The following is a 13,687-nucleotide window of genomic DNA, read 5'->3' as shown; positions in this document are numbered from 1 at the left end:
TGTTATAAGGATAAGTGATTGCATTTCCTGCATAAAGAAAAATATTACATTAAATCAAAACTCAATAAACCTATTGATACATCTAAAAATATTTTTTAAAGATAAATATTTATTTTAATATTGAGAAGTAAAAAATATCTGACATGAAACTAAGTATTTTAGTATTATGCTAAAAATTACATTCAAGAAACGAATAGTTCTATATTATTGGGGCATTCTTTTTTACATCGCATTAGCTTAGAAACATAGGTTTTTATAAAAAATCCCATAGGGATTAGCTATGAGATTTTAAAATTTTATTTTCTTTTAAATAAGATAGCAAGCATTCCACTTAATCATGTAATTGCCGAAATTGCAACAGCAATTGGTCATCAAGCTCATGGTTTTTTGCCATTTAAGTCTTGGTTCAATAAGTCTTGGATAGCTGGAGAGGCCATTTGATATTCAGATGAATTCTTAATTGTTTCTACAGCAGCTAAATCATCCTTATCAATTGCTTTATTGTCAGCATGATTTAGTATATCAATATAGTTGCTGTCTTGAATTAATTTTGCTAGTTTAGCATTCTTATTATCACTCTTATCAAGTAATTGAATTGCTTTGCTTAATTTTTCATTATCACGTGTATCAAGAGCATTGATTAATTCTTCAATACCATTTGCGTGGTTTTTAATATTTTTGCTTGCTTGGTTGATAGCTTCATTAAGTTCTTTATAACCTTCAAATGTTTCTTGAGGCATTGAACTTAAAGATGTGCTAATTGCAGCTATTTGTTTCTTAAATTTCTTATCTGCTTTTTCACTATTTAAGGCAGCATTAAGGCTCTTATCGAGTGCAGATAATGTTTGTACGGAAGAAATCATTTTGGTTACTTGTGCAATTACTTCTGGTTTAGCAGTTAGCACAATTTCGCCTAGCAAGGTTGCATTTTCTGGGCGTTCTTGTTTTGTAACAAGTGTGTTTGCTAGGTTAGCAACAATTTGTTGAACATTTTCTTTAACCTTGTTATTTAATGCAACTTGTTCATTTAATAACTTGTCAGCTTGAGCAAAAGTTGTTGCATTGTTAAATTTAGTTAAGTTATCTTTTGCAACTATATCACTTGTGTATTCAGAATTATTATTAATTAAGTTTTGAGCTTGTGTAATACGAGAATTATTATTCATAAATACTTGAGGTGAAAATTGTTCAACTTGATCGTTTAAATTACTTAATTGGTCAACTAATTGTTTCATCTTAGCATTGCCTTCTTCCATGTAGGCAGCATGATTGTTGAAATATTTGTCACTTAAGTCTTTAATTTTAGTTTGTAAATCTTTGATTTGATCTTGAATTGCTTTAGGTGAATTATATAGCTTATTAGCATTTACTTGTAAGTTATTTTCTAAAGTATTAGCTTTAGTGTTTAACTTAGTGAATTCTTCTTCCATTGCTTTGGCTTGGCCTTTTCCTTGACCAAGTAAATCAAGAGCAGTATTTAAATCACTGTTTAATTGATCAATTTGAGCAGGTAAGTTGTCTAAGTAAACTTGACCAGCTTTGGGAGTAACCTTGGCTACTTTAGCAATAGTGTCTTTAGCAAATTTTAATTTATCTGCTGGAATAAAGAAGGCTTCATATGGCAAGTTAGTTCCAACTTTGTAAGCTTCATCAACTTTAGTATAAGTGCCTTTTAATGTTGCCATAGCTTTGTCTAAATCTTGAGCTTGTTTTAGATCTTGAGCCACTTGGTTAGCATCTTGAGCTTGTGCAATAACATTAGCTAATGCGCTAGCTTGAGCATTATTTAAGTTGTTTAAGCCAGCTAGAGTATTTAATGCATTTCCTTTAGCATTGTTTAATAATTGTTTTGCAAGTTGACTTGCAATTTCTTGTGTGCTTGCTTGAGAATTATTGCTTACAGCTTGAGATTGTTCAACAATGCTTGGAACTAATGTAGCATACTTATCATTAATTGTTGGAGCAGCTGCGATAGCTTTATCAAGTTCATTTGTTGCATATCTGTGTTGTAAGCTTTCTAAAGCATTTTCAATAGCCACTACGCCACTATCTTTCTTAATTGTTTGAGCTTGTGCTAATTGTTCTTTTAATTGAGTAGAGATTTGATCTTGTGGCATTGTCGCAATCTTATCTCTTAATTCTTCAAGAGCCTTGAAGACATTTTCAATAGTCTTCTTAGCATTTGCTACAGCGTTATCAAGAGCAGCAGCAGCTGTATTATATCCAGCTTGAGTATCTTTTGTATTCGCAGCAGTTTGAGCAGCTGGAATATCATCATTACTTAATGTATTAACAATTCTATCTTTTAAAGCACTATGGTGTTGTTTGTTTCCTTCTTGTAATCCTTTAACAAAGTCATTAGCTTGATTAATAGATACATATAATTTAGCTTTATCAATTTCATTTGCAAGTTTATCACTAGCAGCTTTAATTGAATTTTGATCAAATACAGAATTATTTAATGCATCTTGTGCTTGTTTAATAGCTGCATCAAGCTGACTTGATTTTTCTACTGCTTGCGCTTTGACAATTACGCTAGCTAAATCATTTTTAGCTAATAATAAGTTTAATTTATCAGCTTGAGCATCATAAGTAGTTCTTGGAGTTGTTACATCTGTATTAGCATATTTTAATAATTCTAAAGCCTGAGCTTTTTGAGCTTCAATTTCTTGTTTTAAGTTTTCAGGAAGTGAGTCATTAATATTTGCTTTTGATATAGCATCATATGCTAATGCTAACTTATCTTTTAATAATTGATGATTTACTTTAGCTAATATTTCATCATCAGTTACTTTGGTATTTGAATTATTTAGTTCTTTTTTAGCTAATTCTAGGCTTTGTCCAAATGATGTTGAAGCTTTTAATTCTTGAGGTAAAGCTTCTTGGAATTTAGCAAACTTGTCTAAGGCAATTAAATGTTGTACTTCACGTGCAGCAACAAGTTCTTCATATACATTACCATTCTTATCTACTGCTTTTGTACCTGCTAATGTGGCTTTTTCTTTATCTGCAGGAATTACAAAGCTTGGAATATTAGCATCTGAAACAATAGCGCTATTCTTTGCTACAGTAGTTTCAATTGTTTTTGTAGCATCTGTTTTAGCTTTTGAAACATCAGATAAGGCACTTGCAACTTCATTTGCATTTAAAGTTGTAGCTTCAAGTGCTACTCTAGCAACTTCTTTCGCGTTTTCTAATGCTTTCTTGTTATCAGCAAAGTTCTTTGTTTCATTATTAAATGAACTTAAAGCAGCTTCATTAATGTTACTTGGTTTTGTAAATTGATTAATCAAAGTATCTAAGCTGTCTTTAGCTACTTGTAAGTTTGCTTTAGCTTGATCTAGATCTTTAGCTTCTTGTACTTTAGTATCTAATTGTTCTTTATCTTGGGCTTGATTTAATGTATCTTTAGCGGCTGATTTTTGATTTGAACCTAAGTTGCTTAATGCATCAATTACATCTTTAGCAGCTTGTTTATTATCATTACCATTTAAAGCTTCTTTAGTTGTATTAATCTTGTTATTTAATGTTGCAATTGCAGCTTTATCTAAAGCAGCTGCTGCTTGATTTATAATGCTGTCTTTATCTGATGCAACTTTATCAAGATCATTTTTCTTGTCAACATCAGCTAACTTGTAATTGTCAGTAGCTTTTGTTGTTTCAACTGAAGCTAAGTTATCTTTTAATTGAGCAATAGCTTTATCTAACTCTTTAGCTTTTGTTAATGCAGTATTTACAGTTTCTGTATTTTCAGCAGCTTTCACTTCATTAATCAAAGCTTGTTTTTGAGTATTAGATAAGTTTGGCAACTTATTAATTTCAGTAATAGCATCATTTTGAGCACCTTTTAATGCCTCAACATTAGCTTTAATTTTATCAAGTACTTGAGCTAATTTAGCAGTAGCATTATTTACTTCAGTAACATCTACCCCTTGTTTTAGCTTATTATCATCTAGGAATTCACCAGCCTTTGTTTTAGCATCACTAGCTTCCTTAGTTGTTGCTGCATCAAGTGTATTTCCAGCGTTTTGTAATGCAGTATTTACTTTATTAATATTATCTACTAATGCCTTAGCTGCTGCTTGAGCTGCTTTGGCAGCATCTTTTGCTTCATTTACAGCAGCAATTGTTGTCGCTTTATCAACCACATCCTTAAATGCGTTTGCTGCTTGAGGTGATAATTGACTTGCTCCAGCAATTAAACCATTTGCTTCTGCTTTAGCAGCATCTAATCGTTTTTGACCATCTAATGAAGTGTTTGCATCATTTGTCTTAGTTGTATCTTCTTTTAAAGTTTTGACTAAGTTGTTAAGTTTTTCAGTTGAGTCTAAATCTAAGGTTGTTGTTGCAGTTGTAATGTCACCATCTAATTTATTTGCAGCTGTATCAAATGGATTCTTAGTTGTATCACTAGCTTCCGTGTATTTAGGTGTAGTTTTTACTTCAACAGTAGCTTTTTGGGTTTCTTTTGCTTTCGCAATAGCCTGGTCTAATTCAGTAGCTTTATTTGCTATAGTGTTAGCAGCTTCTGGACTAGTAACTTTATCAATAGCAGACTTAATAGCATCTTTTTGTTGATTGCTTAAATTGTTTAAATCTTGAACTTTGTTTTGCGCACCCTTTTTAGCGTCAGACAACTTAGCTTCCCCATTTAAAGTACTTTGAACTTCAACTAATTTGTTGCTTAATTCTTTAATTTTATCTTTGTCTTTATCTGCAAGGCCTTTAGCTAATTCTACTTCAGCTTCTTTTAGTTTGTTATCAAAGGCATTTTGTTTACTTTCATCAGCATATTTATATTTATCTGAACTCTTATCAAGTTCCTTAGCTGATTTAATAGCATCTTTGAAGTCTTTTGTAACTTTATCTAATTCTTTGGCTTTTTTAACAACTTCCTCAATTCCTTCACTAGTAACAGCTGAAGAAACTTGGTGTTTTAAAGCTTCTTTTTGTTGATCAGTTAAGTTTGGCAGCTTATCAACTTTATTTTTAGCATCTTTTTGGGCTTTTAAGATTTCATCAGCTTGTCCTGAAGCTTGAATAATAGCTTGGGATAATTGTTCTTTAGCATTATTAATATTAAGGATTTCTGTAGGGATTTTAAGTTTATCACCTTGGCCTGTTAATAAATCTTTAGCAGTTTTTAAAGCACTTTGTAAAGCTTGTTTCTTTTCTTCAGGAACTACATTGTAATCTGGTTTGTCAATAAGTTCATTAGCTTTAGCTACTTTTTGAATTAATTCTTTTATAGCTGCATTTGTATTTTTAGCTTTTTCAACAACTGATTCAATATCTTTTGTTGAGTTCTTATCTGCTAATTGATTTTTGAAATGATCTTTGACTGGAGTATCAATGTTTCCTAAAGTTTCAATAACTGCTTTTGCGGCTGATTTAGCAGTTTCTAATTTAGCATAACCATCTAAGGCAGATTGTGCTTTTTCTAATTCTGTTTTATTAGTTTGCAAGCTAGTTGTATCTGTTTCAACTTGTTCTAAATTAGTTTGATCTTTTGCTGTGTTAACTATGCTTTCAAGAACTTCAATAGCATTATCAAAGGATACTTGTTTGCTGTCAGTAGCTTCTTTGTATTGAGGCGTTTCTTTTAAATCTTTAGCAGATTTTAAAACAGCTTTTGCATCTGCAACAGTTTTATCTAATGCTGTTTCTTTGGCTACAATAGAATTAATATCATCAACAGTTTGTTTTTTTGTAATGGTTTCTTTTGCAGCATCTTTTGCTTTTTGATTTATGTTAGTTAAAGCATCAATAGCTTTTACAGCATCTTCTTTTGCTTTAGCTAAGATTTTATCTCCATCTAATGAATCATAAATTTCTTTCATGCCATTTATAGCATCAACAATAGCACTAGGTACAATACTGTCTTGATTGTCTCTTACTCAATTATTTTTATTATTGTAGAAACTATCAAAAGTTTTTTTAGAATTTTCAGAAGCTTGAGTGTATTTGGTTTCTCCCTTAACTTTTTCTATCTTTTGTCCTCATGTAATTAATTCGCCCATATTTGTGTTTAGAGCTTTAGCATTATCTACTAGGGAAGTTATTTCAGCAGTTGTATTGGCGCCTTTGATTTTATTTGAAATGTGTTCTTGTTGATGTTGGCTTAAGTTTGTTAATTTAGCTAATTCTTCATTTGCTTTGGTTCTTTCTGTAGCTAGAACTTCTTTATCAGCTTTAATGGCTTCTAAAGCAGCATTATTTGCAGCAATAGCAGTTTCAATAGCGTCCTTAACTTTTCCGTTGTTTAATAAGCTATTAGTTAATAAGTCTTCATTTTGTCTTTGAACTTGAGCAACTTTTCCTTTGGTATCTTCACTTGCATTAGCATATTCAGGGTCTTTTAATGCTGTTTCTAATTTCTTAGCAACTTCATCCAAGTTTCCAGCAGCTATATCAAGAGCAGGAATATTGGCTGTAAGTTCATTTAATTTATCGACTTCTTTAGCATTTGTAATTTGTTCTTGTAAGGCTTTTTTGTATTCTTCTGAAAGATGTTTAACATTATTTAGAGCACTTTGGGCTTTTGATCTTGCATCAGCTAATAGTGTTTCTCCATCAAGAGCACTCTTAGCATCATTTGAATTATCAGTAGCTTTAGTTAATTCTTCAGCTAACTTGTTAATTACATCTGCATTCTTAAATGTATTTGTTCCTTTGGCTGTTTCAATTTCAGAATCAAGAGCTTGTTTCATAGAATCGAAATCAGATTTTGGAGTTTGTGAAGCTTGTTTGTAGTTGTCACTTTCTTTAGCAATATTTGCTTCGCTAGCAGCTTCTTGAGCTTCTTTTAAAGCTTTGTTTAATTTTTCAGCTGCAGCTTGCAATTTATTAACTTCAGCATCATCCTCAGCATTTGCAATCTTACCTTTAATGTTCTTTCTTTGTTCATCTGTTAATGAACTTAATTTATCTATAGCTTTATTTGCTTCTTCTTTATTATTAATTAGTTTAGCATCACCATTTAAGTTTCCGATAGAATCAGTTAGGTTTTTAGCTAGTTTATTAATTCTATTAGCATCTTTATCAGCAAGACCAGCATCAATAGCAGTTGTAGCTTCTAAATTAGCTGTATCAAACTGACTTTGTTTTTCTGGGTCAGCAAATTGATAGTTGTTTGCTTGTTTATCAACTTGTTTAGCTTTTTTGATTGCATCTTTAAGAGCTTTTGTAGCTGCATCAAGTGTTTTAGCATTTTCTAAAATAGAACTAATACTTTCTTTAGTTGTTGCGGAATCTACTTTTGAATTTAAGGTATCTTTTTGAGTTGGTGTTAAATCTGGCAACTTATTAATTTCTTCTTTAGCTTTATTTTGAGCGTCAGTAATTTCACCTGATAATTTATTGATTGCTTTAATTGCGCTATCAATAGCATCTTTTTTAGTTTGAAGTTCATCGGTTAAATTGTTTGGCTTCATCTTCTTAGCAGAAGAATCCAAAATATTTTCTTTAACATCTTTAATTGCTGCTTCTAGAATTTGTTTTTGTTCTGCTGTTGCTTTATTATAAACAGAAGTATTTTTCTTTAATGCTTCAGCTTGTGATAATGAATTTACAATACCACCTACTAAGGTATTTTGATTAACTGCTTTATCTTTGATACCATTTACAGCTGTAACATCATTAGTTTTTGAAATTTCTTCTTTAAATTTGCCAATTACTTCAGAGTTTAAATTACTTAAGGTATCTAAAACATCATTTGCGCTTAATTTAGCACTAGCTAATTTAGTATCACCATTTAGCTTGTTGTAAGCATCCTTAGCAGTTTGAATAGCATTTTCGCTTTCAGCTTCTTTAATTGCAGCGTTTGCTAAATTATTATCTAATGAAAGTTCTTGCAGTTCTTTTAATTTATCCGCAACAGCTTGTGCTTTAGCATCATAAGTTTCTTTAGGTCCTTTATCAGCTTGTTGATATTTGATTGCTTGTTTATTACTTGTATCTGTAGCAACTTGATCTTTGAGATCTTGGATTGCTTTATTAAATGCTGTTGCTTTGTTTACTAGTTCATTAATATTATCAACAATATTAGCTGAATTAATTCCAGATTTTGCAACCTTTTTTTGTTCTTCAGATAAATTTGTTAATTTTTTAATAGCTTCTAAAGCATCTTTTTGCGCTTTAGCTAGAACAGTATCACCATCTAAATTCTTAGTTAAGGTATTTCATGTTTGAGTCGCTTGATCAATTGAGCTAGTATCAGTAGTGGCTAAGGTATCTGGATTTGCGATATGGTCATTCATTTGATTATCGAAAGCAGTTTTTGGTTCTTTTGAAGCATTCAAGTATTTTTGAGTTTTCTTAGCTTCTATAGCTTTAGCATAAGCATCACGTAAACTCTTCATTGAATCATTTAATTTTGTAGCATTTTGTAAAGCTGTATTTACTTGAGCTTTATTTTTAGCTTGATTAAAGCTATTCTTAATTGCTAGTTTTTGAGCTGGTGTAAGTGAATCTAGCCCTTGAGCTTTTGCTAATTCTTGTTCACGGTATTTTAGAAATTCTTGATATTTAGTTTCAATTGTTTGTTTATTAGAGTTGATATTACTTAAAATAGTTTCAACATCTTTTTTGCTTATATCAGCATTTCCTTTTGCTGTTTCAAAATTCTTTTCTATTTTTGCAAGACTTTCTTTTACAGTGTTGTATTCTGCTTCGCCATTTAATGCTTCAAATTTATCACCTTTAACTAAATTTTGAAGATTATTTAGCGGACTAATTGTTGTTCCATATGCAGAATCAACATCTTTTAGTTCATTGAATTTAGCATTAACTGAATCAATTGTAGTTTCTAAGCTAATTTTTTCTTTAAATGTAGTTTTTAATGAATCTGAAATATTATCGAATTGATCAATTAAATTATTTTTTTCTTTTTTAGCATCTTCAAGAGCCTTAACTCCATCTAAAGCTGATAAATCAAGCTTGTATTTTTCAGTAATACCATTTAATTCAGATTTCATTGTAGGAAGATTATTTGTTCAAGACTCAGGGCTAGTTGACTTATATCCATCAATCTTAGCTTGGTAGCCTTCTACAAACCCTTTAAGAATTTTAACTGATGAATCATATGGGGTTTTAGTTTTACTTGTAGCATTGATGTATTTATTTTCTTTTGTTATTTCATCAAATTTAGCAACAAGTTCTTTAGCAGCAACAATTTCTGAGTTAAATTCTGAATATTGAATTGCTTTTGCATTTGCACTGTTAAGATCTGCTGTTTTAGCTAAAGCATCTTTTAATCCTTCAATTTGGTCTTCAGTATATGCTGGCAGAGTTTTAATTGTAATTTTATCTTGTAAATCTTTTAATTGTTTTTCACCATCTAAAGCTTCTTTCTTATCTTTAATTTCTTTGCTTAAAGAACTTAAAGCAGATACAACTTTATCTAAGTCTTCAACTTTCGTTACTTGAGTTTTATTAATTCCAGCTTTCTTTTCAATTAGTGAAGCTAATAATGTATCAAAGTCCGATTTTGTACCACTTGAAGCAAATTTGTAATCGTTTTGAGCTTGTGCCTTAACATTATCTGCAGCTTTTGTTGCTGTATCAAGATCTTTGTAAGCTTTAATAACAGTATTAAGTTTTGACTCAATTGCTTCTACAGATTGTATAGAATCTGCTTGTTGTGTTAAATTATTTAAAGCTTCCTTGGCTTCTCCATTCAAGTCAGTAGTGTTAATTGTTTCGACTAGAGAAGCAATTTTGCTATTTAAAGCTTGAAGTTCGTCTCATTTAGCTTTATAGAATTGATCTACATTAGCATTTGGAGCTTCTTTTAAGTCTTTAAATTCTTTTGTATAGTTATCTTTACTTAAGTTATTTAAGGAGTAGAAATCTCCAAATAAGCCTCAATCTAATTTAACAGATTCATTTGTTTTGTAAAATGCATCACCTTGATCTTGTGCAATTCTTTGCTCATTAAGGCTGTAGTATGTAATAGTTTTTTCTATCTCAGAGATTATCTTATTTTTATATGTAGAGTTTTTAATGTTTGAAAATGTTTGATTATCATTAATTTTTTCTTTTAAACCAGCAGCAGCTTGTTTGAGTATTTCGAATTGGAGGTTTTGATTTAATAATTCTTCAATTTCAGAAGTATTTTTAATTGTTTTTTTATTAATAGAATCAAAGAATTTTGTAGCTAGTGTTTTTGTATCTTTCAATAAAATTTTAGCTTTTAATACTGTTTCTAAATAATTTTTATTATTAGCTAATAGTGTTTTTGACAATGTGTCTGGTTGAGCATCTTTCTTTAAAACCTTACATATTTCAAATAATATTGCTTTTAATTTTTCAACACCTTCTTTTTTACTATAAGCATTAGCTTTTGAAACACTGTATTTGTTATTTTTAATTAATCAATCATTGAAAATGTATCCAAAAATAACATCTGCAAAGCCTGTATCAGAAAGCACTACAAGATTATCATAATCGTTAATATTGGTTACTGCTAATTTTAGAGGGTTAATTAGTTCATTTAATACTGAAGAATTTATAACATCAGAAGGTAAATATTCCTTGACATATTGTTCAAACATGTTTCAGTAATTAAAGTCATTACTTTTTAATATTGAGTCAAGTTTTTGAGAAATTTCGTTATATGTATTGTATTCGTTTACTATTTTGTTGTAAACATTGCTTTCGCTAACATTAGTATCTGATTTTAATTCTTTTTTAAACTTTTCTAATTCTTGTTTGGCTCCTGTAGAATTAAATCATTTGTATAACAATTTATATTTATTGTTTGAAGTATCTTCTGATGATTGTTCACTGATAAATGATTCAATTATTTTAATATTGTGATATTTGTTTAAATAGTTTGTGACACTATTTAAAAAATCTTTAAATGTTTCCGAAGTTACTTGAGTATCTAAATAAGTTTTTAATTTTTCAGCTATTTCTTTTAATTCTGTTAAATCAAAAATCGTTTTAACTTTATCTGCATCATTATTTAATGTTTTAGCTAAAAAATATAATTTATTTGTTTCCTCAAATGTTGAAATTTTCTTTTCTAAGCTTGATACAAAAGTGTTATAAATATAATCACCATTCATTTTGCTTATTAAATCATTTCATTGTTTAACCTTAGAGTCAAAATCATATAAAGTTGGATTATTTTGAATATAAACTTCTTTAGAAGGATATTTTATTGTAATATCAAAATCATCTAAATTAATTGATTTTAAAGCTTTAATTTCTTGAGCTAGTTGATCTATAGCAGCTTTATTTTGTGAAAGTCTATAATTTCTTGTTTTAAGAACTGAATCTGTGTCAATAGCATCTAATTCATTTTTATCTTTATTTGCTTTTGAAACATTTTGTATAAAGTTTTGTCAAAATTCACTATATTTATTGGTTTCTCCGTCAGCAATAATATGATTGAAATGTGAAGTATCAAAGTCTTTTTCGATCCCTCAAGCAATATTGTTTATTTGATTTTGAGTTAGTAAAGTGTTTTTATAAAGTAAGGCATTATCTTTATTTTTTAAGGTTGATAGCAATTTTTGCTTATTAATTTCTTCAGGTGAAATTTTATATGTTATTGTTCCTGTGAATGAAACCTTGTCCTTGTCAAAAGCAAATTTATTGTGTAAAATGTTTCATTTGAAAGTCGTTTCATAGAATTTCTCTAGGTCGTTATTTGCATAATATGGAACTAAATAAATGTCATCTAAATCACTCATATTCTGAAGATTTAATGTATCTAGATTTACAGTTAAGCTTGTTTTTACACTTTTCTTGTTTATTAAACTTTCTTTATTTTTATCATCATTTCAATCAATTTTAATAGAATCAATTTTTTGATCATTTTTATATACAGAATATCCTGCTATTACAGGGAATTTGACTACACTATCTGAATTAATATTCTCGGTTATGTTAAATGTAACATTTCTATTATTAGTTCTTCTAGCAAATGAAGTAACTTCAGCAGAATATTGATTATTTTTATCACCGTTAGCTATAGGGCTTTGATCAGCATTGTAAAGATTGAATCTTTGATTTACCGTATATCATCCAGAATTATAATAATCTGTATGGTATAAAGCTGAAACAAATGATCTTGAATCATTTTTATTTAAAAATGAATTTTCTTTAACTTTTCTTCTACTTTCGCCCTCTAAGCTACCACTTAAAACTTCTTTCACTTTTCTCTTTGTTTTAAACTTTAAATAAATCTTATAAGATTTCTTTGCGTCATTTAATCACCTTTTTGTTCATCCTGGCGTTTGTTCTAAACCATTATCTAAATTAATCAAGAATGTGGTACCAGCGTTTTCTTTGTATTGGTTATATGTATAAAAGTTTCTTTTTTTGAAAAAATTATCCAATTTTTCATTTTCATTATAAATTTTAGTTGGTCATGCTCATGCATCATTTGGATTTTTTTCTTTAGATACAGCAATACCGAAAACGTGATTCAATCCTTCTAAGTTAAAGTCACCTGCCAAATTACGAGACATAAGTTCATCCATAACATAAGGTGAGTAACCTTTATGTGCATCTGCATCTGATGTTATATATTCTATGGCATTTATTCTAGGTCTATACTCCATTCAATCATTTACATAATTTGTAATTGCAGGAAATATATTTATTTCCATCTTTTTATTTATAGAATTCTCGTCATAATCATTGTAAATCAAATTACCCATTGTGTTTGTTCCTGAGCTCATATCGAACATCATATTTTTCATTCAATAATCTGATTTGTTAAAACTTTGGTCAGCTGAAAAATCAAATTTCTTATTTTTATCAGCGAATCTTAAATACAATCCTTTAATTTGTTCAAAATTTGTAACTTCATTATCATTAGAATATTTAAAAAATTTATCTTTTGCTGGGTCTTGTAAGGAAGGTATTTTATCAGGATCTCCTCAGTAAACACCATTTTTATAAAAGTTAAAGCCTTCATTCGCTTCTTTATTAACATATTCTAATCTTAATGAAACTGTACCGGGAATAACTTCTAAATCATTAGATAACATAAAGCCAAACACTCTTTGGCCATAAGTATATGTGCCGGCATTATTTAGTAATTTTGTATCATACGCAATTTCTCATGTTTGTTCTTTTTCGTTTCAATCATCCGCAGTTGGCTCATTGATGAATTTAACCATTTTTTGAAGTTCTGTTTTTCTCTCTTTAAGATTCTTAGACTGATATGAATTTCATAACTCATCAATTCTTTGATTTTTTATATGAATATCTGATATTTTACGAATTTCGTTTAACTTTTCTTTATTATCATTTTCAAATTGCTCATATGAAAGTAATCTGTAATAAATATTTTCTGGATATCTTTTAAAACCAAAATATCTTGTTTCTACATTCTCGTATTCTTTTGCTTCTACATTTCCTTGAATGGTAAAATCAGGGCTAAATACTGTGGAAAGTGCATTACTTTCTACTACATTATCAGTTCCCGCAAGAACTAATAATGGTGAAGTTAAAGTAGCTGCACTTGCTGTTACTGTTAAAAGTATTTTTTTAGCTTTACCATTTTTGTTTTTTTCTGACATGTTTCTCCTTTACATTTTTCGAAAAAAATTTTTTGTCTATTTTTAAGCTCTAAGTGCTTCAAATCTGCAAAAATGCAGTTTTTTTCTTGTATATAATCATGATTATTATACTCTTTTTTATTTTTATAGTATTTTGGCAAAAAATAAAA

At 29.3% G+C, this 13,687-nt stretch carries 1 protein-coding gene; it reads right to left on the bottom strand.

Going from position 1 to position 13,687, the window contains the following annotated elements:
• Positions 1–296: 296 nt before the first annotated feature.
• On the bottom strand, positions 297–13,538 hold the full coding sequence (locus tag ACNQ12_RS00890) for a hypothetical protein (RefSeq protein ID WP_418036891.1): 13,242 nt from the start codon (positions 13,536–13,538) through the stop codon (positions 297–299).
• Positions 13,539–13,687: the final 149 nt, after the last annotated feature.

It is taken from the genome of Mycoplasma paraquilae (assembly GCF_048284415.1).
Classification (GTDB): Bacteria; Bacillota_I; Bacilli_A; order Mycoplasmatales; family Metamycoplasmataceae; genus Mycoplasmopsis.
This window is presented reverse-complemented; position numbering and strand designations above follow the sequence as displayed.